This is a genomic window from Peribacillus sp. YIM B13472, from assembly GCF_042788005.1.
GTDB classification, from domain to species: Bacteria; Bacillota; Bacilli; order Bacillales; family DSM-1321; genus Peribacillus; species Peribacillus simplex_E.
Window position 1 is genome coordinate 105,042 of sequence record NZ_JBHZPG010000009.1, and the last position, 24,031, is coordinate 129,072.

The 24,031-nt window shown below is 41.3% G+C and carries 25 protein-coding genes, 1 pseudogene and 1 riboswitch; of the genes and pseudogenes, 13 read left to right on the forward strand and 13 right to left on the reverse strand.

Annotated elements, in window-relative coordinates; all coding sequences use genetic code 11:
* Positions 1-150: 150 nt before the first annotated feature.
* On the forward strand, positions 151-1,317 hold the full coding sequence (locus tag ACFX4I_RS09785) for an MFS transporter (RefSeq protein ID WP_144550463.1): 1,167 nt from the start codon (positions 151-153) through the stop codon (positions 1,315-1,317).
* Between the two features lie 330 nt (positions 1,318-1,647).
* Positions 1,648-3,567 carry a heavy metal translocating P-type ATPase gene (locus ACFX4I_RS09790; RefSeq protein ID WP_230300354.1) on the forward strand — a complete coding sequence of 640 codons (1,920 nt, stop codon included), beginning with the start codon at positions 1,648-1,650 and terminating at the stop codon, positions 3,565-3,567.
* Between the two features lie 234 nt (positions 3,568-3,801).
* Here the strand turns inward: ACFX4I_RS09790 and ACFX4I_RS09795 are convergent, their stop codons facing one another.
* Positions 3,802-4,641, reverse strand: coding sequence for a YihY/virulence factor BrkB family protein (locus tag ACFX4I_RS09795; protein WP_230300353.1), 840 nt, complete (start codon positions 4,639-4,641; stop codon positions 3,802-3,804).
* A 16-nt stretch (positions 4,642-4,657) separates the two neighbouring features.
* A complete protein-coding gene (locus tag ACFX4I_RS09800; RefSeq protein ID WP_230300352.1) occupies positions 4,658-5,050 on the reverse strand; it encodes a YtxH domain-containing protein in 393 nt (130 codons plus the stop codon).
* A 231-nt stretch (positions 5,051-5,281) separates the two neighbouring features.
* Between ACFX4I_RS09800 and ACFX4I_RS09805 the strand changes: the two genes are divergently transcribed.
* The 4 genes from ACFX4I_RS09805 (at position 5,282) to ACFX4I_RS09820 (ending at position 7,626) form a co-directional block, all read left to right on the forward strand.
* Entirely contained in the window at positions 5,282-5,506 is a 225-nt protein-coding gene (locus ACFX4I_RS09805; protein ID WP_230300351.1) for a DUF1128 domain-containing protein, read from the forward strand.
* 97 nt (positions 5,507-5,603) lie between these two features.
* Positions 5,604-6,869, forward strand: a complete 1,266-nt coding sequence (locus ACFX4I_RS09810; protein ID WP_377420301.1) for a molybdopterin molybdotransferase MoeA — start codon at positions 5,604-5,606, stop codon at positions 6,867-6,869.
* On the forward strand, positions 6,857-7,372 hold the full coding sequence (mobB, locus tag ACFX4I_RS09815; protein ID WP_377420303.1) for a molybdopterin-guanine dinucleotide biosynthesis protein B: 516 nt from the start codon (positions 6,857-6,859) through the stop codon (positions 7,370-7,372). Before ACFX4I_RS09810 ends, mobB begins: the two co-directional genes overlap by 13 nt.
* An 11-nt stretch (positions 7,373-7,383) precedes the next feature.
* Entirely contained in the window at positions 7,384-7,626 is a 243-nt protein-coding gene (locus tag ACFX4I_RS09820) for a DUF2164 domain-containing protein (protein WP_230300348.1), read from the forward strand.
* A 41-nt stretch (positions 7,627-7,667) separates the two neighbouring features.
* Here ACFX4I_RS09820 and map read toward each other — a convergent pair whose 3' ends face one another.
* From map to motA, 5 genes are all read right to left on the reverse strand, one after another.
* Positions 7,668-8,414, reverse strand: coding sequence for a type I methionyl aminopeptidase (map, locus tag ACFX4I_RS09825; protein ID WP_283932540.1), 747 nt, complete (start codon positions 8,412-8,414; stop codon positions 7,668-7,670).
* Between the two features lie 106 nt (positions 8,415-8,520).
* Complete coding sequence (locus ACFX4I_RS09830) at positions 8,521-9,036, reverse strand: type 1 glutamine amidotransferase domain-containing protein (RefSeq protein ID WP_141992668.1); 516 nt, start codon at positions 9,034-9,036, stop codon at positions 8,521-8,523.
* A 199-nt stretch (positions 9,037-9,235) separates the two neighbouring features.
* Positions 9,236-9,382, reverse strand: a complete 147-nt coding sequence (locus ACFX4I_RS09835) for a late competence development ComFB family protein (RefSeq protein ID WP_230300346.1) — start codon at positions 9,380-9,382, stop codon at positions 9,236-9,238.
* A gap of 170 nt (positions 9,383-9,552) precedes the next feature.
* Positions 9,553-10,308, reverse strand: coding sequence for a flagellar motor protein MotB (motB, locus tag ACFX4I_RS09840; protein ID WP_377420305.1), 756 nt, complete (start codon positions 10,306-10,308; stop codon positions 9,553-9,555).
* Positions 10,301-11,092 (reverse strand): flagellar motor stator protein MotA, encoded by a 792-nt coding sequence (gene motA, locus ACFX4I_RS09845; RefSeq protein WP_377420307.1) that lies wholly within the window; start codon positions 11,090-11,092, stop codon positions 10,301-10,303. Before motA ends, motB begins: the two co-directional genes overlap by 8 nt.
* A 248-nt stretch (positions 11,093-11,340) precedes the next feature.
* Here motA and ACFX4I_RS09850 point away from each other — a divergent pair, with 248 nt between their 5' ends.
* Entirely contained in the window at positions 11,341-11,481 is a 141-nt protein-coding gene (locus ACFX4I_RS09850) for a hypothetical protein (RefSeq protein ID WP_377420309.1), read from the forward strand.
* A gap of 61 nt (positions 11,482-11,542) precedes the next feature.
* On the opposite strand, the gene ACFX4I_RS09855 is transcribed toward ACFX4I_RS09850, so the two are convergent.
* On the reverse strand, positions 11,543-12,640 hold the full coding sequence (locus ACFX4I_RS09855; protein ID WP_377420311.1) for an AbrB family transcriptional regulator: 1,098 nt from the start codon (positions 12,638-12,640) through the stop codon (positions 11,543-11,545).
* Between the two features lie 396 nt (positions 12,641-13,036).
* On the opposite strand from ACFX4I_RS09855, the gene mreBH reads away from it, so the two are divergent.
* The 5 genes from mreBH (at position 13,037) to ACFX4I_RS09880 (ending at position 17,988) form a co-directional block, all read left to right on the forward strand.
* Positions 13,037-14,044: a rod-share determining protein MreBH gene (gene mreBH, locus ACFX4I_RS09860; RefSeq protein WP_144527898.1), complete on the forward strand. Its 1,008-nt coding sequence runs from the start codon at positions 13,037-13,039 to the stop codon at positions 14,042-14,044.
* 264 nt (positions 14,045-14,308) lie between these two features.
* Positions 14,309-14,872, forward strand: coding sequence for a tyrosine-type recombinase/integrase (locus tag ACFX4I_RS09865; RefSeq protein ID WP_230300342.1), 564 nt, complete (start codon positions 14,309-14,311; stop codon positions 14,870-14,872).
* Between the two features lie 52 nt (positions 14,873-14,924).
* On the forward strand, positions 14,925-15,422 hold the full coding sequence (locus ACFX4I_RS09870) for a cation:proton antiporter regulatory subunit (RefSeq protein WP_137017835.1): 498 nt from the start codon (positions 14,925-14,927) through the stop codon (positions 15,420-15,422).
* Positions 15,423-15,428: 6 nt separating this feature from the next.
* Positions 15,429-16,655 (forward strand): cation:proton antiporter, encoded by a 1,227-nt coding sequence (locus ACFX4I_RS09875; RefSeq protein WP_377420313.1) that lies wholly within the window; start codon positions 15,429-15,431, stop codon positions 16,653-16,655.
* Positions 16,656-17,121: 466 nt separating this feature from the next.
* The gene (locus ACFX4I_RS09880; RefSeq protein WP_283932538.1) at positions 17,122-17,988 is read left to right on the forward strand and encodes a YihY/virulence factor BrkB family protein; all 867 of its coding nucleotides are present in this window, start codon (positions 17,122-17,124) and stop codon (positions 17,986-17,988) included.
* Between the two features lie 57 nt (positions 17,989-18,045).
* Here the strand turns inward: ACFX4I_RS09880 and ACFX4I_RS09885 are convergent, their stop codons facing one another.
* The 4 genes and pseudogenes from ACFX4I_RS09885 to ribE form a co-directional block, all read right to left on the reverse strand.
* A complete protein-coding gene (locus ACFX4I_RS09885; RefSeq protein WP_098370478.1) occupies positions 18,046-19,212 on the reverse strand; it encodes a DHH family phosphoesterase in 1,167 nt (388 codons plus the stop codon).
* A 286-nt stretch (positions 19,213-19,498) separates the two neighbouring features.
* Positions 19,499-19,969 carry a 6,7-dimethyl-8-ribityllumazine synthase gene (gene ribH, locus ACFX4I_RS09890; RefSeq protein ID WP_048685088.1) on the reverse strand — a complete coding sequence of 157 codons (471 nt, stop codon included), beginning with the start codon at positions 19,967-19,969 and terminating at the stop codon, positions 19,499-19,501.
* Positions 19,970-20,049: 80 nt separating this feature from the next.
* Positions 20,050-20,688 (reverse strand): annotated as a pseudogene (gene ribB / locus ACFX4I_RS09895) (3,4-dihydroxy-2-butanone-4-phosphate synthase); the annotation flags it as partial.
* A gap of 18 nt (positions 20,689-20,706) precedes the next feature.
* A complete protein-coding gene (gene ribE, locus ACFX4I_RS09900; protein ID WP_230300339.1) occupies positions 20,707-21,345 on the reverse strand; it encodes a riboflavin synthase in 639 nt (212 codons plus the stop codon).
* Between the two features lie 146 nt (positions 21,346-21,491).
* Positions 21,492-21,622: riboswitch (FMN riboswitch) on the reverse strand.
* Between the two features lie 203 nt (positions 21,623-21,825).
* On the opposite strand from ribE, the gene ACFX4I_RS09905 reads away from it, so the two are divergent.
* Entirely contained in the window at positions 21,826-22,557 is a 732-nt protein-coding gene (locus ACFX4I_RS09905) for a TspO/MBR family protein (protein ID WP_377420315.1), read from the forward strand.
* Positions 22,558-22,570: 13 nt separating this feature from the next.
* On the opposite strand, the gene megL is transcribed toward ACFX4I_RS09905, so the two are convergent.
* On the reverse strand, positions 22,571-23,746 hold the full coding sequence (megL, locus tag ACFX4I_RS09910) for a methionine gamma-lyase (RefSeq protein WP_283932535.1): 1,176 nt from the start codon (positions 23,744-23,746) through the stop codon (positions 22,571-22,573).
* Positions 23,747-24,031: the final 285 nt, after the last annotated feature.

Consider the following 24,031-nt stretch of genomic DNA (forward strand, 5'->3'; position numbering starts at 1 on the left):
AAAACTATCATACATAATCTTCGGGTGATGACAAAGGAAAATTTATCAACACCTCTCTTCTTGACAATATTTACCCAAATTTCTATTGCTTAATCCTCTTCCTAAGATGTAACATCAAGAAGGTATACATTTCTTAGGAGACATGATTTTATGAATAATAAATTGCTTTTAAGCGTTTTAATCTTAATTGTCGGCATATCGGGGTTTTCTCAAGGGATGCTTTTGCCGATCATTGCCATCATTTTTGAAAATGAAGGAATTAGCTCATCCCTAAACGGGTTTCATGCAGCCTCCCTTTATATTGGAATTCTATTGATTTCTCCTTTTATGGAAGCCCCACTCCGTAAATACGGCTATAAGCCATTGATATTATTTGGCGGGATAACGGTCATTGTATCACTTGCCTTATTTCCTGTCTGGAAATCATTCTGGTTTTGGTTCGTACTGCGTTTCTTCATTGGTATCGGCGATCATACACTTCACTTTGCTACACAGACATGGATCACTGCCATTTCACCAATTGCAAAGCGCGGAAGGAATCTTGCCATTTATGGACTTTTCTTCAGTCTTGGCTTCATGGTTGGCCCGCTGATGACGAAGCTTCTGGAGATCAATCAGTCTTTGCCTTTCATCATCACATCCATACTTAGCCTTCTGGCTTGGTCCACTGTTTTCCTTATTAGAAATGAGCTTCCTGAACAGGATGATTCTGAAAGCACATCATTCCTTGGCACACTCAAAAGGTTTACGAAAGTAAGCCGCATAGCCTGGGTCGCTTTTTTACTTCCGTTTACATTTGGTGTGCTTGAAGCCTCATTGAATAGCAATTTCCCTGTATTCGCCCTGCGCTCCGGAATTGATTTAACCGCAGTATCCATCATCATTCCGGCATTTTCTGCAGGGACTCTGCTTACCCAGATTCCCTTGGGGATGGTCAGTGACCGTTTTGGACGGCGAAAGACCTTGCTGACGATTCTTATTTCAGGGTTTGCCATATTCACGCTTGCAGGGATTTATTCCTATTCAGTGCTTGGCCTATTCATCTGCTTTATGTTTGGCGGAATGATGGTTGGTTCGACGTTCTCGCTCGGAATCAGTTATATGGCAGATCTTTTGCCTAGAAACTTATTACCTGCCGGGAATTTATTATGCAGTATATTCTTTAGTCTCGGCAGCATCGGAGGTCCATTCTTTGGCGGCCTGGTTATAGAACACATTGATGGAGGAAATTTTTTCTATATGATCAGTATCATGCTGTTCCTTGTCTTCATATCATTGGCCTTGTTTAAGGAAAAAATGCCTGCTTCAGTTATGTAGTATAGTTTTTTATCTGTACCACTTCTTTTATTATTCAATTTGAACGGTATTTATCAATAGACTTTATATTAGTTTGAAGATACTTTATATTTTTTACTAGATTAGAATCATTCTTCTTTATTTCCGAATAGGATATGTGGTACTATAATAATAACAAAAGGGACATCACGTTTATAAACCTTTGAAAACATTGCTGTCATCGCAATTACGGTGGCAGCTTTCATATTTTATCCAGAGAAATGACGTTGATTATCTTTCTCAATTATATATAATACAAATGATAATCTATATCATTTACACAAAATAGAGAAGAATGTGGGAGGGAGTCTTATGACTACAGATACTAAACATTTAACCCAACCGGCTGCATGCAAAACGACCTGGTTGGAAAAAGCAAAACCTCATCTAGAACTTATTGCTGCATTATTCAGCGGTTTACTTATAGTATTGGGCTGGGCCCTTTCAAAGAACGGAATGGAAACTGCTTCCATAGTCATATACTTAGCCTCTTTCTTGATTGGCGGATATGCCAAGGCGAAAGAAGGCATAGAAGATACGATTGCCGACCGGGAATTGAATGTTGAGATGCTGATGATTTTTGCGGCAATCGGTTCTGCGGTCATCGGATACTGGACGGAAGGCGCCATATTGATTTTCATCTTCGCTTTAAGCGGAGCCCTTGAGACATACACGATGAATAAAAGCCATAAAGAAATTTCGGCACTAATGGACTTACAGCCAGAAGAAGCACTGCGCATCACTAACGGATATGAAGAAACCGTATCCGTTTCACAGCTGCATGTCGGGGATTTGATTTTAGTGAAACCAGGTGAGAGAGTTCCTTCAGATGGAAAAATCACGGACGGCCGAACCAATATCGATGAAGCCGCCATCACTGGTGAATCCATACCAGTCAGTAAATCATTGGATGATGAAGTATTTGCGGGAACGGTTAATCTTCGTGGAACGATTACCGTGGAAATCACCAAACCGGCAAGTGAAACATTATTTCAAAAAATAATCACTCTCGTTCAATCCGCACAAAGTGAAAAGTCCCCTTCCCAGCTGTTCATTGAACGGTTTGAAGGGACTTATGTAAAAGTAGTATTGACGGTTGTCGGCTTGATGATGTTCATACCCCATTTCCTATTGGGGTGGAGCTGGACCGAGACATTCTACAGAGCGATGATCCTGCTCGTTGTCGCTTCTCCTTGTGCCCTTGTGGCCTCTATTATGCCAGCTACACTTTCTGCCATTTCAAATGGAGCCCGTCATGGCATTTTATTTAAAGGAGGCATCCATCTTGAGAATCTTGGCAATCTGCAGGCAATTGCTTTAGATAAAACCGGTACATTGACAAAAGGAAAACCAGAGGTAACGGATGTCATTATCCGCGAAGATTTAAACGAAGATGATTTCTTATTTCATATTGCATCTGTTGAAAATTATTCGAATCACCCTTTGGCAACATCGATCGTACGTTATGCCAAATCAAAATTGCAAAAGGATATCATTAAACCAAATAACATGGAAGATATCTCAGGTAATGGAGTTCAAGCCTATATCAATGGCGTGCTTTGGCAAGTCGGAAAAGCTGATTTCGTCGGTCGCAGTGAAGCAGAACGATTCCAAAATGGCATTGCACTGACATTGGCTGAACAAGGCAAGACAATCGTTTATGCAAAAGATGATCAAGGAATTGCAGGCATACTCACTTTGAAAGATGTCGTGCGTGAAGAAACCGTTACAGCCATCGAAGCCTTGAAAAATGAGGGCATCCATACCGTCATGCTTACAGGAGATGGGGAAAAAACGGCTAAAGCGATTGCTTCGGAGAGCCATATTGATGCATATATTGCCGAATGCCTACCTGAAACCAAAGTGACTGAAGTGAAAAAGCTGAAAGAACAATATGGCACTGTAGCAATGGTTGGGGATGGCATCAATGATGCACCTGCACTAGCAACAGCATCTGTTGGAATTGCAATGGGTGAAGGCACGGATGTTGCCTTGGAGACAGCGGATGTCGTTCTGATGAAGAATGACCTGCCGCGCATTGCGGAAGCAGTCAAATTATCCAAGAAGATGAATCGGATCATCAAACAAAACGTCATCTTTTCAATTTCGGTCATCATGATCCTGATAGCATCCAATTTCCTTCAATTTCTAGACCTCCCATATGGCGTGATTGGCCATGAAGGAAGCACAATACTTGTTATACTTAACAGCTTAAGACTTTTGAGAAACTAAACATGAAAAAGGAGCCTTCCAAGGCTCCCTTTTTTTATGATATTTTCATTTAGTGATATCCGTTCTTACCGTTTGCAGAACCTGATGTTTTATGGTTCGAACCTTTATTTTTTCCTTTTTGCTTTGTGCTGCCATCTTTTTTACTCATGAAAGATCTCCTCCTCTTCAAAAGTTATCATTTCTTGAATAGTATCCACAGCATGATAGTCCGCTATTAAGGAAACTCAAGGAACCTCATACACATTCTGGTTTTTCTTTTTCACTTATGAGAGCATTTATTTCCCCGCCCAGTATGATGATGAGTCCTGATAAATAAAACCAGACCATTAATACGATAATCCCTCCAAGACTTCCATATGTTGCGGAATAATTTGCGAAGTTCTCCACATAAAAAGAAAACAAAAAGGAAGCAAGACTCCAGCCTGCCGTTGCAAAGATGGCACCAGGCATTACGGTTATGCATTTCAGCTTTATGTTGGGCGCAATCCAATAAAGGATGGTGAACACAATTAAAAATACAAGCGTACTGATCACCCAGCGAAGTTGGTTCCAAATCGTAAGAAACTCATCTGATTGTCCAATTTCGGCAAATAGGAATACTCCGATTTGTTTTCCGAATACCGGCAGCAATAAAACGACAATAAAAACAAAAATCATCGCTAAAGTAAGAAGAATCGACATTCCCCGGGAAATAAAGAAAGTTCGACTTTCTTTTACACCGTATGCATGGTTAAATGCTTTAATGATTGCATTCATCCCATTCGAGGCAGACCATATCGTTCCAATGACACCAAACGACAATAATGTCCCGTTCGCTTCCATCACTTCAGATAGGTTAGCCTCAATGATTTTCATCGAATCGTCAGGCGCATATGTACGGACGGTGTTTAATATATCTTCTTGGGAAAATGGCAGATAGGCCAATAAAGTGAATAAAAAAATAAGTAACGGAAACAGGGAAAGTAAAAAGAAATAAGACAGCTGTGCGGCAAGCCCCGACACATCATCCACCAGTAACCGTTTTATGAATGTCTTGAAGAATGAACCTTTAAGCCATTCTTTTTTATTGGCCATACCTCCACCCCATTTTCTAATTTAAGGAAATCCGTTCCTGTTGACTTGAAGTCGACTCTTCTTCCTCTGCAGCAAAAACTTCCTTCGTCTCCATCACCACTTGGGCAACTTGCGATGGGATGTCTTTCATTTCCTCCACCTTTTGGGAAATGAAGGATACATCATCGGAAATTTTTTCAACAGTGGAACGGACCTTAGATGATGTTTCACTTACTTGTTTAAGCACCCCATTAGGATTCTTTATGAATTCTTTCATATTACCCATGCAGCTTTTACTGTTTTCCAATACAGAATTACGCGTATCCTTATCAAAAAGGCTTATCGCAGCCCCAGCTAACGCCCCAATAAAGACCGCTTGCATAAATTTGCTTTTCTTGGCACACTTATATTCTTCTCGAATGTTGCTCATATATTCTCCTCCTCGTCATATATTAGTTGATGTATAATGGTAGCTATCTCCATTATACAATGTTTAAATATTTTTTTTCCTATCTTTTCCCAAACTCTCTCACTTTAAAACGTGGAGATGACCAAGTATATCGGGAATCAAGCTTCGTTTTCCACCCGAATATTCATTGACTTCTCAAGGTAATCATGCAAAGATAAAAATAATTTAGGAACGTATGAAAGGATGAGGGAAATGGATTTAACGCAAAACACAGCCGAAAGTGTCGAGTATATGGTTGAAGCAATCAAGGATAAATTAAAAGTTATGAACTTCGGTGCAATCAAATCGACCCATTTTGATATCGAGATGTACGAAGAACTGCACGATATTTATACAATGGTGATGAAAAAAACAAATTTCAGTGTCCGTGAAATGGAAGCTATCGCTGAAGAACTTGGAAGACTACGTAATAAGTAACATTCAAATCCTCCCATACCGGTGAGGATTTTTTTCATTTTTTAAAAAATTCTGCTACATTTGATATAGAAATTGAAAACCGACAGGAGTTGTAATTATGGTAGAGAGAAGAACGCCCATCAGTATTGCAGAAGCAGTGGAAAAAGTGATGAAGCATAAATTAACAGGACATATGGAACTGATTCCCCTAGAGGAAAGCCATGACCGTTTTTTGGCTCAAGATATTGTAGCTACAAATGATGTTCCGCATTTTAACCGCTCGCCATATGATGGATTCGCCCTTAGGTCCAAGGATACGGCCGAAGGTTCCATAAATAACCCTCTCGAGTTCGAAGTGGTTGAAGAGTTGGCTGCGGGTATGGTACCGAATATTCCTGTTCAAAAAAATCAAGTGGCAAGAATCATGACTGGAGCTCAGATGCCAGCTGAGTGTGATGCCGTAATCATGCTCGAGCTTACGAAGGAATTCGAAAAGGACGGAAAGAAGTACATATCATTTAAACGCTCGCTTAAGGAAGGCGAAAACGTTTCTTTTCAAGGTGAGGATGCAAAGAAGGGCGATGTTCTTGTGAAAAAAGGAACAGCAATCAATCCAGGGATCATCGGCTTGCTCGCAACATTCGGTTATGCCGAAGTGCCAGTTGCCACTAAGCCTGTCGTCGGATTATTCGCTACGGGGTCTGAACTTCTTGATGTTAATGAACCGTTGCAGCCCGGCAAAATTCGCAACAGCAATTCACATGCCCTCTCCGCCCAAATTCGGAGGGCCGGAGGAGAAGTCCGTTTCTATGGAAAGCTTAAGGACGAATTCGAATTGAGCTACGAGGCCATTTCAACTGCCTTGGAGGAAGTGGATCTCCTCATTACGACAGGAGGAGTTTCTGTCGGTGATTTTGATCTTCTCCCGGATATTTATCAAAAGATTGGCGCCGATGTCTTATTCAACAAAGTGGCCATGCGCCCCGGCAGCGTGACGACCGTAGCCGTATATAATAACAAATTTTTATTCGGTTTATCCGGCAATCCATCCGCCAGTTATGTCGGCTTTGAACTATTTGCAAGACCGATCATCCGCACCATGTTGTTTTCGGAGCATCCGCATTTACGAAAAGAGACGGCACAATTGGCAGAAGACTTCTTAAAACCCAATCCATTCTCACGTCTGCTTCGGACCCGATTATTTTACGAATCCGGCCAGTTGAAGGTAATTCCTAGCGGTGTGGATAAATCCAATATTACAACAAGCTTGTCAGGTGCCAATTCACTGACCGTCTTACCTGGGGGGACCCGTGGTTTCCAAACTGGAGATTTTGTGGACATCCTGCTTCTCGATGACCAAGAAGGATGCAAGTGGCCTTGGTGAAGCCCTTTATTTTCCAGGTGGTTGGCTACCAAAATAGAGGAAAAACGACCTTCATAACGAATATAATCAAACAGCTTCACGAAGCAAAATTAGAGACAGCCGTTTTAAAACATCATGGACATGGCGGAAAACCAAATGTCACAGGCACGAAGGATTCCAATAAACACTTTCATGCAGGGGCGGCCGCCTCACTTGTTGAAGGAGATGGTACAATCGAGCTGCTCGGCAATTTCAAGGGGAAAGCCCCTATCAATGAACTGGTTCAATTACTGTATCTATTTCTCCCTGATGTGATTTTAATTGAAGGTTATAAGCAAGAGGACTTCCCTAAAGTCATTTTAATCAAAGAAGAAAGTGACCTCCTGTTATTGGAACGGCTTACTAATGTCAAAGCAGCTGTGGCTTGGCCCGAATGTTTGGAACAAACAAGGAATCATGCTTCAGTACCCGTCTTCCCTTTGGATTCGGATCAATTCATTACATGGTTTTTAGAACAAATATGAAGGAGGGCACAATGTTCATACAATTTCCCATAGAAAAACGCCGCAAGATGATCGAAAGTATCCAAGAATATGTGTATCAGGAACATGGAAAGGAAATCGGTGAAATCGCTGCTGAAAATCATTTGCAGTTCATTTTCGAAAATATTGCTCCCTTTATTTATAATGAAGGTATCAAAGATGCTAAAAAAATCATTGAGGACAGATTAGGAAATATTGAAGAAGATTTGTATTCATTGGAACGTCCAATTGATTAACATAAAAAAACAGCATCATAATCGATGCTGTTTTTTTATGTTCATTGTTCGGTCAGAATAAGCGGACCGTTTTTCGTAATGGCAATCGTATGCTCATATTGAGCCGAGTATTTCCCATCTGCAGTGGATGCCGTCCATCCATTCGGATCCCTGCTTGCTTTATATGTACCTACGTTTACCATTGGCTCGATGGTGAATACCATGCCTTCCTTAAGACGCGGACCTTTATTCGGCAGTCCATAATGCGGAACCTGGGGCTCTTCATGAATGACATTCCCTATCCCGTGTCCGATGAAATCACGAACGACAGAGAAGCCTTCCGCTTCGACATATGTTTGTATGGCATGACCAATATCTCCAATACGATTGCCTTCCATACATACTTCAATCGCCTTATATAAAGATTCCTTCGTCACATTCACTAAATGTTCGGTTTCCTTTGAAACCTTACCGACCGTATACGTCCAGGCAGAGTCAGCAAGGGCCCCGTTATAATTGACGACCATATCAATCGTTACGATATCTCCGTTTTTCAAAGGGGTCTTACGAGGGAAACCATGACAAATTTCTTCATTTATGCTGGCACATGTCGCATACTCATACCCTTTGTAACCCTTTTGTTCCGGCTTCGCACCATGTTTTTTTAAGAATCCTTCAACAAATTCTTCTATTTCCCAAGTTGTCACCCCAGGAACAATCAACTTTGCAATCTCCCTATGACAAGCTGCCAAAATTTTACCCGATTCATGCATCGCTTGAATTTCACGTGCAGATTTTAATACGATCAATCGTGACACTTCCTTTTTAATTCGTCTCTCCTTTTATTTTACTGCAAAGATTGAAGTATATGAATCCTTTAAAATGAAAAATCCCGGCAGCTGCCGGGATTTTTCATTATTTCAATAGATTGAGCGATTCCCGGTTAAATGCCGGAAGGTCTTCAGGTGTCCGACTGGTTACAAGCTGGTTGCCGCAAACCACAACCTCTTTGTCCAAATATGTGGCACCTGCATACTCCATATCGACTTTAATGGATGTATATCCTGTTGCGTGGCGTCCTTCAAGTGTTTTGGCCGTAATCAGCAACTGCGGTCCATGACAGATCGCAAATACTGGTTTTTTATCATCCATGAACGATTTGGCGAAAGATACGAAGCGTTCGTCAGCACGCAGTTGATCAGGGGAAAAACCACCGGGGATGAATAAAGCATCGAAATTTTCTGGTTTCACCGAATCGATGCTTTCATCAATCTCGACTTCTACCTCCCCTTGTTTCCCTTTAACAGTTTTCCCTTTTACCATTTCAATCGTCGTTACCGTATGGCCGGCTTCTTCAAATGCTTTTGCCGGTTCACTATACTCCGAGTCCTCAAACATATTCGTTACAACACATGCGATATTTTTACCCATAATCATTCATCTCCTCAATTTTTGATCGAATGAACCAACTTGTACTTTATTTATGTTCCCTCTGCCACCATAAATAAAACACATAATTAATGGTTGTTCCTTTGATTATGAGTAATATACCGCTACATTTCCGACATCCCTTCGGCGGTCGCTGTCCACCTTTATTAATATCGAAAAAAAGATAATGGCAGCCTTTTGATCAATGTTTAGGATACTGGCCAACAACGTGTATCACATTGATGATTCTTTTATTGATCCATTTCCTGTTTTCTTCTGTATTCAAATTTCCAAATATCCTTTTCCGCCCTTCTTCTGTGGTTACATAGAAATTAGGCAGGTTATTCAATGATAATGTGATGATGTCATCATTTCCTGCACGAACAAAATGTTTGGTATTCCATTCCTGACATTAATACCTGCACCCATGTCACAACGATTTCTTCCATCACATTCGTATTATTCTCTTTCCATATATTCTCCTTCAAAAAGAAAAACCCGTCCATTCCTGACAGGTTTTCACTCATTTATCGCTGACCGTGGAACAATTAGGATTTCAACTCTCCGGTTTTTCGCCCTTCCTTTTTTCGTTTCATTAGAAGCAACCGGCTTGAATTCCCCATGTCCTTTAGCACTGAACAGTTCGGGATCCAAATCTTTATTTTCTAGGAGAAGTTTCATAAAATTCACGGATCGCATCACGCTCAGATCCCAGTTGGATTCATATTGGTAATTTTTAATGGGAACATTATCGGTATGTCCGCTAACGATAATGTTTCTGGGTATGTCCATGACCAGTAAATCCGAGATTTCCTTAGCGATTTTTCGGTTTTCACTTCTCACCTCAGCCACCCCCGATTCGAACAGCACGTTTTCCCTAATTGAAATCAACATCCCTTCATCCGTAAGGTTCGTTCCCAATTTATCCGTTAAATCATTCTTTTGGATGAAGTCATTTACACGCTCCTGAACTTCCATAAGTTCTTCTTGTTCGTTTTTCCCTAACTTCTCAAGTTTTTCTGCACCTGTTCTTTGTTCTGGTGACGTCGGCTCATTGCTGGGGGAATCACTTGGGTAATCCATAAAACCCGTTCCGCTTGTAAAAACCTGGTTAAATACATTGGACAACTGCTGGAACCTTACTGCATCAACCGAACTTGAAGCGAACAAGACGATAAAAAGCGCAAGAAGCAATGTTAAGATATCGGCGTAGGGAACCAGCCATGATTCATCGATATGCTCTTCATGCCTTTGTTTCTTTTTGCGCCTAGCCATCTTCTCTCACATCGCCTTCTAACCACTTCTTACGATCTCCAGCAGGCAAATAGGATGTTAATTTCTGTTCAATCGTTCTTGGCGCTTCCCCTTCGATGATCGATAAAATACCTTCGATCATCATTTCCTTGATTCTGACTTCCCGCTTCGATTTCCGTTTGAGCTTATTGGCAAATGGATGCCATAACACATACCCCGTATAAATCCCCATCAAGGTTGCGACGAACGCGGCAGATATGGCATGTCCCAATGCCTCCGTGTCAGCCATATTCCCCAATGCAGCAATCAGCCCGATTACCGCACCCAATACGCCGAGCGTCGGTGCGTATGTACCGGCTTGACTGAAAATCGCTGCCGCGCTTAAATGACGTTCTTCCATCGCGTCTATTTCCTCCGCTAAAATATCACGAATATAATCGGCATTCTGGCCTTCGAATGCAAGATTCAAGCCATTTTTCAAAAAGGTATTATCCACTTGATCCGAAATGCTTTCCAATGCCAATAAGCCTTCTTTCCTGGCAATGACTGCCCATTCCGAAAAGGTTTTTATTAAATCTTCAGGCTTTGTCAATTTTTGTTCAAAGAATAAAATCTTGAATATTTTTGGTAGTCTTTTTAATTCCGACAAAGGGAAAGCCGTTACGACAGCAGCTATCGTCCCTACAATAATGATCAAAATAGCCCCCGGGTTAATCAACGCCGTTACACTTACGCCTTTCAACACCATTCCGACTAATATGGCCACAATACCGAGAACTACGCCCAAAACTGATGTTATATCCATAATACTCACCCATTCATTTAAAGTCTCGTCTCCTCCTTATATCGGATGAAGTTCAAAAAAAGTGAGGATTATTTTACTATTAGATTTCAATTTCCACTAATTCATCACAAAATCTACCAACTTTGGCGCCTACAGCTTATTCAACAGCACATTTCAATGGTTCGGGTACAATATTCTTTCGAGAATGGAATTTCAAGCATGTTCCGTTCGTACTTTTCTCATAAAGTCTGGAATATGCGCTTTTACTCGTGAGTTTTGGCGGTTTACTCGTAAGTTTTCTGCTTTTACTCGTGAGTTTCAGCGGTTTACTCGTGAGTTTTCTGCTTTTACTCGTGAGTTTCAGCGGTTTACTCGTGAGTTTCCTGCTTTTACTCGTGAATTCCGCATAACGCCTGGCATTTGTTCTTTTCACTCTTCAGTTTTTTCGAAAAGAAAAAAGGACAAAGCCTGTCAGCTTTGTCCCTGTTCTTGTTTTCCTTGGCTTCTTCCAACCAGCCATTTTATGATGGGTGACAGAAAAAATAAAATGAATAAAATCCTGAATAAATGAAAGCTTGTTACAACGGATAAATCCACATGCACAGACATGGCTGTGACGGCCATTTCGGCGACGCCGCCTGGAGCCATGCTCAAAAATAATTCGTTCGGCTGCAAAGATAGGATCGGGGCAAACTGAATGGAAAGATAATAGCAAAATCCAATCAATAGGACATTACTGACGAATACAGCCCCAAACATCTTTCTGAAAAGTCGAGGATTATCAACCTTCAGTGTATAGCCTAAATGTGCGCCGATCAACAATTGTGACAAGTTCAACCAAAAATCAGGAACCTGCGGGGCACCTGGGCCTGCTAAATTGAATAGTGCTGCAGCCATGAGAGGTCCTAGCAAAAAAGGCAGCGGGAAATTCACTTTCTTTGTGATGAAGATGAATAATAGCAAGGTTAACAACATCATGATGGCTAATTTCCCATCATAATCAAATAAGAAAAACGGGCGCTCCGATATGGCAATTACAGTACCTGTTCCAACTGACATTACATGGGTCACGATCCAAGGAACAATGGATATCACCAGGATGACCCGCAGTGTTTGCATGAAACCTACAACCGTTTCATCACTATCCTTCATTTCCTCACTTAAGACCACCATCTGGGAAAGACCTCCCGGAAAACTGCCAAGCATGGATGTGCCCAAGGTTAAGTTCATTCGTTTCCCGACAAACCAGCCAGTCAAAACTGTAAATAAAATGATTGCGATTGTCGTAAAAAGCATAACAGGCAAATATTCAATCATCTCATTTAACGATTGTTTCGTGAATGAACTGCCCAGTTGTAAACCTAGAATGACCAATCCAGTACTTCTAAAGGGTTTAGACCAAAACAAGTACTTCCTTAACTTCACTTTCGCGATCATCACGACGAATAATGGTCCAAGCATCCATGGGAGGTAAATTCCAAGGCTATCAAATGCATAACCACCCAGGAAAGCTAGGAAAGCTGTAAAGATGACTCTAAAACTCTTACTCTCGATTAAATTTGCACTCACAAGATTACCTTCTTTATCTAAGCGGATTTTCATCTATATCTTAACATAAAATAAGCTGATTCATTGCCAGGCACCCACTCTTGTTTTCGACTGAAGCGAGGAGCGCTGTGTGAAATATACTAAAAACGGTACATATGAGGGGTCAATATTTTACAATAGGAAGAATGTTGACGCCATTAGTCATTCCGATGTCAGTGGATTGGTTACAATTGGATATTTTCCGTTATTGGCGCGCTTTCCATCGCCAGTGCACTTTTATATTTCATCATGTTTTCGCTCTATGAAAAGAAACGGCATGCCACTTCCACCATTTACTAGATTTCCCACCCCCACAAACTCGCAATAAAAGGTAGAATGAGTATATTGGGGGTCAAACTCTTATGGAGGGGTGACTAAATGTTATCAAATACAGAAATAGGCATTGACTTAGGAACTGCAAATACATTAGTTTACAGTAAAAATAAAGGAATCGTATTTAATGAGCCATCTGTGGTGGCCATTGATATAGAGACTAATAAAGTATTGGCAGTCGGTGTGGATGCAAAAAACATGATCGGGAAAACGCCCGGAAATATCGTGGCAATCCGTCCGCTTAAGGATGGTGTCATTGCGGATTTTAATGTAACCGCGCAAATGCTTCGGGAAATCATGAAAAAAGCAAGTAAGGCCCTAGGTTTTTCGATTCGCAAACCTAGTGTAGTGGTCTGTACACCATCAGGTTCCACATCAGTTGAGAGAAGGGCCATTCAGGATGCAGTCAAAAGCTGCGGAGCGAAACAGGTCCACCTTATCGAGGAACCAGTAGCAGCAGCAATAGGTGCGGGCTTGCCTGTCGAAGAGCCCGTTGCCAATGTCATCGTTGATATCGGCGGCGGAACGACTGAGGTCGCAATCATCTCTTATGGCGGCGTCGTTTCTTGCAATTCAATCAGAATTGGCGGAGATCAATTGGATGAAGATATCAGCCAATATGTTAGAAAAAAACATAATGTGCTGATTGGGGAAAGAACAGCCGAGGAAATAAAAAAAGAAATCGGCTACGCACTCGTTAAACATTCCGTGATAAGCATGGAAGTCAGGGGCCGCGATCTTGTAACGGGTCTTCCAAAGCCGATTACAATATCATCCACTGACGTCCAGGAAGCCATTCAGGAATCACTTCTTCATATACTGGAAGCAATCAGGGCCACTTTGGAAGATTGCCCTCCTGAATTGAGCGGGGATATCGTCGATCAAGGTGTCATCTTATCCGGCGGGGGTGCACTTCTCAACGGGATACAGGAATGGCTGACGAATGAAATTGTCGTCCCAGTCCAACTTGCAGATAACCCGCTTGAATCAGTTGCCATCGGAACCGGGCTTTCACTTGAAGTCATTCACAAACTACAAAAAGCCGTATACTAAAAAGATGAGTAAACCCCAACTTGGGGTTTCTTTTTTTTTCGTTTCAGGCTGATGTCCCCGATGATGCAAACAGCAATCTCCACATTAAATAACTTCCCTGAAATATTTCACCTCGTTTGAGCAGAGAATAAGGAAAAGGTTTTTTTACGTTCGACAGCATGCATTACTGTTTGGATAGGAATCACCTGCAGGACTAAATGCATGAAATGTTACATAACTTGTGTTATAATGTAATTATGTTACATTAGCAAGAGGAGAAGATCTATGGAATATGTAGAAGCCTTTAAGGATATCAATCAAATCAGCAAAATAAAAACATACTTACGCGCTCACTCCAGTCGGGATTATTTATTGTTTGTACTCGGCATCAATACAGGTATGAAGATAAATGAAATGCTTGAAATCACCGTGGCCAACGTTCTGGATGAAACGGGCAAAATCAAGGAGTTCTATGAACAAAGGACGGAAAATGACGAAGTCAATCAAATTTATTTGAACCTGAAAGTCCGTACCGCGTTACAAGAATACCTTAAAGGCTCTAAGGTTATCGAAGGTCAATTTTTATTTCTTTCCCCTAAGACAAAAAAGCCGATAACACGTCAACAGGCGCACCGAATCATCCATGATGCTGTGGAAGGTGCAGGGCTGACAGGCAAATTCGGAGCAAGTTCGATGCGTAAAACTTTTGGCTACCATGCCTATAAACAAGGAGTTTCACTGGCCTTGATACAGAAGCATTACCATCATTCCAGTCCATCGGAGACATTAAAATACATCGGCATATCCAAGGAGAAGAAATTCAAGACGAATATTGACGTTAACTTATAAACATCCAGCTATCTTCTATTAACTCTAACCAACATTTTAAGGAGGAATTCCAGTGAGAATTAGAGAAAGTGAACTTCCTGGTATTGGCCAAAAATTCGAAATCATAACGAGAAATGATGAAAAGTTAGTAATCGTCATTCACGATGACGGCCGTCGGGAATTATACCATTTTGATAATGAACATGAAGACGTCATATCGAGCATCACCCTTAACGATCAGGAATCCCGGCAAATGGCTTCCATCATAGGCGGCATGGTTTATAAACCACAAGCACTTGAAACAATAGAAATGTCATTGGGTGACTTGGTGATTGAATGGTTCAAAGTCGAACCAGGTTCAAAGGCCATCAATCAAACGATCGGTTCGATTGATATCAGGAGCAATTATAACGTGACCGTCATCGCCCATTCTAAAAAAGGAAAAAAACAATTGAATAATCCTGGTCCTGACTCCATCATCGAAACAGGCGACACTCTTGTGATATCCGGTGAAAGAAAAGATATCCGTAACCTGACAAGAGAATTATTGACCGACGAAAGGAGTGACTAAGCTCATATGGACCATTTAGTCTTTGAAGTGGGTACTGCCCTACTTCTAGTGGCATTAGCCGCTCTCGTAGCAGGTAAATTCAAAATATCAAATGTTCCACTATTAATTATCATCGGGATGCTCGTTGGCCCCCATGCCCCGCACTTCGGATTAATTGACCTGCGTTTCATTGAAAGTGATGAAATCCTAGCATTCCTCGGTCGTGTCGGTATTTTATTCCTTCTGTTTTACCTAGGGCTTGAATTTTCCGTGAAAAAGCTTATGAAGTCCGGGAAAAATATCGTGACAGGCGGAACCTATTACATTTTAATCAACGTGGGAATGGCCTTGCTGTACGGTTTCCTGCTCGGTCTTCCATTAAAAGAGGTTCTGATATTAACCGGGATCATCAGTTTTTCTTCTAGTGCCATTGTGGCAAAGGTACTTGTGGACCTTAAAAGGACCGGTAACAATGAAACGGAGCTAATCCTCGGCATCATCATGTTTGAAGATATCTTCCTCGCTGTTTATTTATCAGTCGTATCCGGATTGGTATTAAGCTCTTCTGGTTCCGTTTGGGGAACATTACTTTCTACATTTATCGCGATTGGGTATATGCTGATATTTTTCGTTATCGCCCGGAAAGCATCTGGGGTCCTTAACAAATTATTCAATATAACCTCCGATGAGATTTTTATCATCGTCGTGTTCGCATTACTATTCTTCATTGCCGGTTTCTCGGAAACGATTCATGTTGCGGAAGCCATCGGTGCATTACTGCTCGGCCTAGTCTTTTCTGAAACGGAACATAGCGACAGGATTGAGAAACTTGTCATTCCCTTTAGAGACTTCTTCGGGGCCATATTCTTCTTCAGCTTTGGCTTGAGTATCGATCCGACGACCCTTGGGGGAGCTGTCTGGATGGTTCTCGGAGCCGTAATCATCACCATAATCGGTAACTTTGCAGCTGGTATGATTGCCGGACGCAAATCCGGTTTATCTCACAGAGCTTCCGCAAACATCGGTTTAACGATCGTTTCACGCGGCGAATTCTCCATCATTTTAGCCAACTTAGGCATTGCAGGCGGTTTAATGCCTATACTAACCCCGTTTGCGGCACTTTATGTTTTAACCTTAGCGATTCTTGGGCCGATCCTTACAAAAGAATCCAAACACATCTATAATATCCTAAATAAAGTATTCAGATGGACCCCTCCGAAGGTTCAAAAGGAACAGGGAAAAGAAGTGCAATAGAGAAAAAAGGCCAGACTTTGCTGTCTGGCCTTTTTGCCTTCCACAACCCACTTCCATAATTTACTAAAAATTATTATACTTGTTATAAAGAAGGCATAAATTCATACCTAGTAGTAGTGTTTGGCCGTATTATTCATAGGCTTGAAGTATCATCAACAGCACTTATTTTCAGTTAATCGCAAGAAATTCTAAAAAAAGGGTATCGTGAAATTAGGCTAAGGTTGATCCTCCTTGGCTTGCCATTTCTTTACCTCTCCATCATTCCGATTTTGCACCTTACTGGAGCATTTAAAATTGATTTGCCTCTCGACAAATTTGTTTTGGGTATTATGAGGTTGTCATTATCACAAGCTTTTACAAGCGCGCGGATTAGAACTTTCAATTTCTTTTCTTTTGAGGATTAACTTACATGAACAGAGGGAAAAGAAGCAGATAACCTAAGTAACTATTCAGGAGTGATGCCCAGATGAATAAGTCGATAAAGTTTTCAAAGAAACTGATTAAAGAAATAAAGGAAGATCGTGTAACCGGGCTGGCAGCAGAACAAGCTTATTACTATTTACTGGCACTATTCCCTTTGCTCATTTTACTTCTGTCCATATTACCTTATCTGAACATCGATATTCAGACAGCCCTTGACACGATAAAAACCTTCATGCCTGCGGAAACGATGGAAGTCGTCGAGAAAAATATCATCAACATATTATCTGAACGGAACGGCGGCTTACTTACTTTTGGTTTCCTTGGAACCATTTGGTCCGCTTCCAACGGAATGAATGCGTTCATCCATTCCATGAATATCGCCTATGATGTTGAAGAAACAAGGAATTTCATCAAAGCCCGCATCATTTCCATTGTATTGACATTAGGCCTGGTTGTAGCATTCATCGTCATGTTGGGTCTCCCCGTCTTCGGAAAGGTCATCATCGATTTATTACAGCAAGTCATTCCGATCCCTGAAGAAATGCAAATATTATTCAGCTTATTACGGTGGGTTATCGCGGTTGTGGTCATCTCACTTGTCCTGGCCTTTTTATATCGCTTTGCACCGAATAAAAGTTTTCCCATTAAACATGTCATTCCTGGGGCAGTGACCGCAACTGTACTTTGGCTGGGAATATCACTTGGATTTTCATTCTATATCAGTAACTTTGCCAACTACTCTTCCACTTACGGCAGTTTAGGAGGCGTGATCATCTTGATGCTATGGCTGTATTTGAGTGGTTTGATTTTTGTGATCGGCGGAGAAATCAATGCAATTCTACATCGCCAAAATTCCATTCCGAAAAAACAATCCCGCACGATCGTTCATCCTGTCCCGCTTAAAAGGTAAATCATGAATGACAAGATTAAAAAAGCGGCTGTCCCATTTGGACAGCCGCTTTCCTATTCATCCCTTATTGATAAACTCTTCATATCTTTCATCATGGGCCAGCCATGCAGCGTATTTCCGCTTCATGTATTTTTCCGCTTCCGCAAATGTATCGAATGTTTTTTTCTGTTGTTTTCCGTTGATTTCAACAATCCATTCCTCTTCTTCATCTTCATAGATGAATATGTCCTGTTTGTCTCTCGTTGAATATAGGCAACCCTCTGGAGAATCCTTTACATTCAATTGATTCTTATGTGCGTCTCGTTTAAGGGGCTCGGCATGGAAGGTCTTTTCGACATATTGGCTATATGCCTTTTCGGACATGGTGCAACCGGCGGCTTTTTGGTGACCGCCCCCATCGTACTTGCCGGCAACCTCAGAAACATCTATATCATCGTGGATTGTCCGGAAGCTGATTCTTTTACTTCCCACCATCAGGATGGCAATATAATCCAGATGGGAGAACTCTTTCGACAGTTCATTACCCAATTCAGAGTGGTATGACTCTGCATGGACCACACCAGCTGTATGGGGACCGACCGTAGCCTGATAGACTTCTCTTTTTTTCCTGTTTATGTACCGATCTACTCGACTCTCTTCAACATTCAGAAGGGTTTGCTCCACTTCGTCAAAAGTAAAACTTTCAGCCGTGGACAGCTTATTTGCGATTTTCATTTCGAATTCCTCTATCGGAATCATGAAAAAAAGGTCATTCAATCGTTTTGCCGTTGTATTTTTATTGACTTCCCATTCCCAAGTATCGTATTGACGAACCAATTCAACGAATTCAGCGACAATGCTTGAGGGTTCCAGCAATTTATTTTCAACTGCATACTGATAGAATAATGATGTCGCTGCCGTCTGTTTACCATCTTCCTGTTCGACAGTTACAGATGCCCAATCATGTTCGTTCAAATGCAGTGCTGACTTATGATGATCAATCAGCAGTGCCTTGCCTCCATCTTCCACAAACTGAGTAATCATTTTTTCGTTATCTTCATCAACCGATAAATCAGTAACGATCAATGTATCTTCAATCTTAGCCTGCTCAAGAAATGCTCCTACATTCTGATTAAGTCGGCCAATTGAATTATAACTAACCACTACTTCTTCTCCGAATGCCAGCTTAGCCACAATGCCACAGCCGACTCCATCTAAATCATTATGTGTAAAGAGATGGTACACACAAACCCCTCCTAATAACTAATAAAATTACTTTTCCCTAAAGTCATGAATTTCAATTGCAATCTTTACAATTGTAGCATAATCATATCCGCATATTTTATCATGCTTCCATTACATGATGCTTTTGTTCGTTTTTTTTTCGGGGAATTACCTAATGATTCTTTATTTTCCATAATTTATACCGATATTTAATGAAAAAACACATTACTTTGAAATCGAGGTATTTCCAATCTGACAATTAAAAAAGCCGCAGGAATGTTATTCCCTGCGGCTTCCTTATGTGAAATCACTGTTCTATTAATTTTCCAAGGTTGGCCATTTCAATGGCACTAACCGCAGCTTCATAGCCTTTGTTACCTGATTTTGTACCTGCACGTTCAATGGCTTGTTCAATATTCTCAGTTGTCAGCAAACCGAAAATAACCGGTACACCTGTTTCCAATGAAACGGAAGCCATGCCTTTAGCTGCTTCATTGCAGACATAATCATAATGTGAAGTGGCACCCCTGATTACCGTTCCAAGACCGATTACAGCATCATATTTACCTGTATTCACAAGTTTCTTAGCAATTAACGGAAGTTCAAAAGCACCCGGGACCCACGCGATGTCAACATCATTCTCATCAACGCCATGACGCTTAAGGCCATCCAATGCCCCTCCTAAAAGCTTGCTTGTGATAAACTCATTAAATCTTCCTACCACGATTCCGACTTTCAATCCTGATCCGATTAATTGTGCTTCAATAGTTTTCCCCATGTCCAATTCCTCCTAATTTTAAAAAACAATTTCATTTTTTTCATGTTAATATTTAATTCCCTTATAATCCTTCAAGCTTTCGGGATGTTCAGTTCAAGTTCCTGTTTCCCAATTGAATCATTTTGTTCAAGATACCGAATCAAATCGGCTATCGTAATGAATTTCAGGTTAAATTTATCAGCGATGACTTCTAAATCGGATACGCGGGCCATCGATCCATCTTCATTCATGATCTCACAAATGACACCAGCTGGAGCGACACCGCATAACTTCGCCAAGTCCACCGATGCCTCCGTATGTCCAGCCCTCCTTAATACGCCGCCTTCTTTAGCGACTATCGGAAAAGTGTGACCAGGCCTTTGGAAATCTTCAGCGACAGAATCTTCATTAAGAAGCTCAAGGATGGTCAAGGACCGTTCAAAAGCACTGATTCCTGTAGAGGTGCTTTTATGATCGACACTTACCGTAAAAGCAGTACCATGATGATCGGTATTTTCACCTACCATAGGATGCAGTTTCAATTTCGCTGCCAGTTCTTCAGTGATGGTTGTACAAATCAAACCACGTCCATGAGTCGCCATGAAATTAATCGCTTCCGGTGTCGCCTTTTCGGCCAACACTACAAAATCCCCTTCATTTTCACGGTCTTCATCATCGGATACGATTACTACCTTGCCAGCCTTCAAATCTTCTATTGCTTCTTCTATTGTATGGAACATCATTACACCGCCCTTTTATTAGAATCCATGCTCTGCCAAAAACTCTAAATTCAGTCCTGGTTTTGGATTGCCATTTTTCATTTGATGTATTATATATTTCCCTATCATGTCGTTTTCGATGTTAACGATATCGCCAGCCGCTTTTTGTCCCAATATGGTGTCCTGATGAGTCAATGGAATCAATGATACAGTCAAAAGGTTCCTTTCGATTCCAAATATCGTCAAGCTCGTTCCATCAATGGCCACGGAACCTTTTGGAATGCAGAAGGTACTAAGCCCTTCATCCAATTGGATTACATAATATACGGCATTTTCTTTCCGTTCTTTTTTTATGATCGTTCCGGTACCATCGATATGCCCTGAAACAAAATGACCGCCAAATCTTCCCTGTGCACTCATTGCTCGTTCAAGATTAACAGGTGATCCCAATTTTAACGTCCGGATCGTGGAAGCTTTGACCGTTTCCGGCATCACGTCTACCGTAAACAAACTTTTCGTGAAGGATGTTACCGTTAAGCAGACCCCGTTGACTGAAATACTATCCCCCAGATGCACATCTTCAAGGATTTTTTCAGAACGAATCGATAACTCCATACTGCTTTTTCCTTTTTTCAAGGAATGTACGGTACCGATATCCTCAATGATTCCCGTAAACATGTTTTTCCCCCTTTTATAAAATATAAAAAACCCCTTAGGATGACCTAAGGAGTTAGCAGGAGAAATGAGTGAAAAAAATTGTATACCTAAAAAGCCTAATATTTTCATTTTCGAAAAATTAGGCGTACGTATACACTTGGGTTCCACACGTCCTTCTCCCATCCAGACTGTACTGTCGGCTTTGGAATCTCACCAAATCCTGCCTTTATCAGGCTCGCGGGCTTAGAATTTCTTCATCACCGCCGGTTGGGATTTTCACCCGACCCCGAAGGACTAAAATAATATGAATCTTTGAATATTTTATCACCATAAAGTGAAGATGTAAAATTTCTAACCTTAAATGGTTCAATTGTTACAGGAACTTCCTCTTTTTATGGAAAAATGACCCCCAAGTACCCCCGATGTGCTCCGAAAAGATTAACCAGGCTAAATATGTGGAATAAGGTTAGAAGGATCACAATTCATACAAGGAGGAAGCCGATGATTATTTCCATCATTAACTTGATTTTCTACCTGTTCGTCGTCACGATGAATTTTTTAGCAAATTTCCTGCCATTGAACGGCCAAACATCAGGAGAGATTTCCGATAAACTGGATGTCCATTTCACTCCTGCCGGTTATGTATTTTCCATATGGGGCTTGATCTATTTCCTGCTCGCCATCTGGGTATTCAGGCAGTTTTTAAGTAAACATCAAAACAGACCTGCTTATAAGGCATCCTTCCCTTGGTTCGCTTTAAGCTGTGTCCTGAATGGCGCTTGGCTTTTGGCTTGGCACTATGAACGCTTTTTGTTATCCGTATTCATTATCATTGCTCTGTTAGCTACTTTAATGGTCATTTATACAAGAACGAAAAAAGTGGAGCATGCTGCTTTGGACCTATTTCCGTTTTCCATTTATACAGGCTGGGTAAGTGTTGCAGCCATAGCTGACATTTCTTATTACCTCACCTATATCAAATGGGACGGTTTTGGGGTTTCCAATATAACCTGGACGATCGTCCTGCTGATTGCAGCAACAGCCTTGGCCTTTGTCTTTGCAGGTAAAAACCGGGATTGGTGCTATCCTCTCGTATTCGTTTGGGCGTTCATAGGCATCGGGATACGAAATAGCGACGCCTATCCTGTAATTACAGACATTTCTTATATCCTGGCTGCCATCACTTTTATCGTATCCATCACCATCTTCATTAAAAATAGGAGGAACAAATGAGGGATATGGTACCCTAAAATGCTTGCTGAAGATCTTGCCAGACATCCTCCCAAGCCTCAAGGCCAACTGAGAGACGGACCAGCTGGTCACTGATGCCCATTTGTTCCCGTGAATCTTCAGGAACGGCAGAGTGCGTCATGGTAGCGGGATGCTGGATCAATGTTTCGGCATCCCCTAGACTTACGGCAATTTTGATAAGTTTCAATTTATTTAGGAATTCCTGTGCATCCTGTTTTGTGCCATGCAATTCGAAAGAGATAAGGCCGCCGCCATGTTTCATTTGTTTTTGCATTATATAATGATCCGGTGAACCTTCATCACCTGGATAATATACCTTTTTCACCTTTGGATGTTTCTTAAGTTCTTGAAAGATTGCCATTGCATTGGCCGAATGACGGTCCATCCTGACAGGCAAGGTCTTTAACCCCCGTAATAGTAACCAGGCATCGAATGGTGAAATGATTCCACCGATATCCTTCTGTGTAGTCCCGGCTACCTGATTCATGAATTCCTTCTTACCGACGACAAGGCCTGCAACGACATCACCATGCCCGCAAAGATATTTCGTAGCGCTATGAAGGACGATATCACAGCCATATTCAAGCGGTCTCTGTAGGTAGGGAGTCGAAAACGTATTATCGACTACGACTGTCACATTATATTCCTTCGCAACTCTCACCACCATCTGTAAGTCAATCATTTTCATCGTCGGATTGATAGGGGTTTCTACATATATGCAGGTCGTTTCCGGCCGGATCATTTTCCTTACCTGTTCTTCTGAATCCATTTCACAAAAATCATGTGTGATGCGGTATTTATTTTTCATTAGCTGCAGGAGGCCAAATGTACAACCATATAGCCCCTGTGAGCACAGGATGTGGTCATCTGTTTTTGTTAACGCAAAAAGTACTGCTGAAACGGCAGCCATGCCTGAACCGAAAGCAAGGCCAGTTTCCCCGCCTTCCAAAGCGGCAATCTTTTCTTCAAGCACTTGTACCGTTGGATTTCCAAGGCGGGAATAAATATATCCATCTTCCATACCGGCAAAACGCCTTTCCCCTTGCTCGGCATTTTCGAAAGTGAATGTTGAGGTTTGGAATAAGGGTGTTGCCAAGCTTCCTAAATGCTTCTTCGAGTCATATCCTTCATGGATGACTGCTGTCTCAAACTGTTTATACTTTCCTGTCATTCCGTCTCCTCCTAACCTATGTCTATTGCTATCATATGTCAAAAAACTATATAAAGGAAGCGTTTTCATTCATGATTATCCCCATTAATGAACTCCTGAATTTAGTCTAATTTCACAATCGAATATATTCATAGTATCAAATGCTGTGTGGGGATTTTATCCTGATCTTATGGGATCATTTCTTTTTGAACATCCCTTTACCACCCGTCGTTCAATTTGATTCGGCAAAAACAAACGTTTTCCTATTTCTACCTTGAATCCTACCATATTCATAAAGTAGAAAAG

Bases quoted from the DNA above. Each gene is read 5' to 3' on its own strand.
- ACFX4I_RS09785 (WP_144550463.1), top strand. From the start codon at position 151: ATGAATAATAAATTGCTTTTAAGCGTTTTAATCTTAATTGTCGGCATA.
- ACFX4I_RS09790 (WP_230300354.1), top strand. From the start codon at position 1,648: ATGACTACAGATACTAAACATTTAACCCAACCGGCTGCATGCAAAACG.
- ACFX4I_RS09795 (WP_230300353.1), bottom strand. From the start codon at position 4,641: ATGGCCAATAAAAAAGAATGGCTTAAAGGTTCATTCTTCAAGACATTC.
- ACFX4I_RS09800 (WP_230300352.1), bottom strand. From the start codon at position 5,050: ATGAGCAACATTCGAGAAGAATATAAGTGTGCCAAGAAAAGCAAATTT.
- ACFX4I_RS09805 (WP_230300351.1), top strand. From the start codon at position 5,282: ATGGATTTAACGCAAAACACAGCCGAAAGTGTCGAGTATATGGTTGAA.
- ACFX4I_RS09810 (WP_377420301.1), top strand. From the start codon at position 5,604: ATGGTAGAGAGAAGAACGCCCATCAGTATTGCAGAAGCAGTGGAAAAA.
- ACFX4I_RS09820 (WP_230300348.1), top strand. From the start codon at position 7,384: ATGTTCATACAATTTCCCATAGAAAAACGCCGCAAGATGATCGAAAGT.
- ACFX4I_RS09830 (WP_141992668.1), bottom strand. From the start codon at position 9,036: ATGGGTAAAAATATCGCATGTGTTGTAACGAATATGTTTGAGGACTCG.
- motB (WP_377420305.1), bottom strand. From the start codon at position 10,308: ATGGCTAGGCGCAAAAAGAAACAAAGGCATGAAGAGCATATCGATGAA.
- motA (WP_377420307.1), bottom strand. From the start codon at position 11,092: ATGGATATAACATCAGTTTTGGGCGTAGTTCTCGGTATTGTGGCCATA.
- mreBH (WP_144527898.1), top strand. From the start codon at position 13,037: ATGTTATCAAATACAGAAATAGGCATTGACTTAGGAACTGCAAATACA.
- ACFX4I_RS09865 (WP_230300342.1), top strand. From the start codon at position 14,309: ATGGAATATGTAGAAGCCTTTAAGGATATCAATCAAATCAGCAAAATA.
- ACFX4I_RS09875 (WP_377420313.1), top strand. From the start codon at position 15,429: ATGGACCATTTAGTCTTTGAAGTGGGTACTGCCCTACTTCTAGTGGCA.
- ACFX4I_RS09880 (WP_283932538.1), top strand. From the start codon at position 17,122: ATGAATAAGTCGATAAAGTTTTCAAAGAAACTGATTAAAGAAATAAAG.
- ribH (WP_048685088.1), bottom strand. From the start codon at position 19,969: ATGGGGAAAACTATTGAAGCACAATTAATCGGATCAGGATTGAAAGTC.
- ribE (WP_230300339.1), bottom strand. From the start codon at position 21,345: ATGTTTACGGGAATCATTGAGGATATCGGTACCGTACATTCCTTGAAA.
- ACFX4I_RS09905 (WP_377420315.1), top strand. From the start codon at position 21,826: ATGATTATTTCCATCATTAACTTGATTTTCTACCTGTTCGTCGTCACG.
- megL (WP_283932535.1), bottom strand. From the start codon at position 23,746: ATGACAGGAAAGTATAAACAGTTTGAGACAGCAGTCATCCATGAAGGA.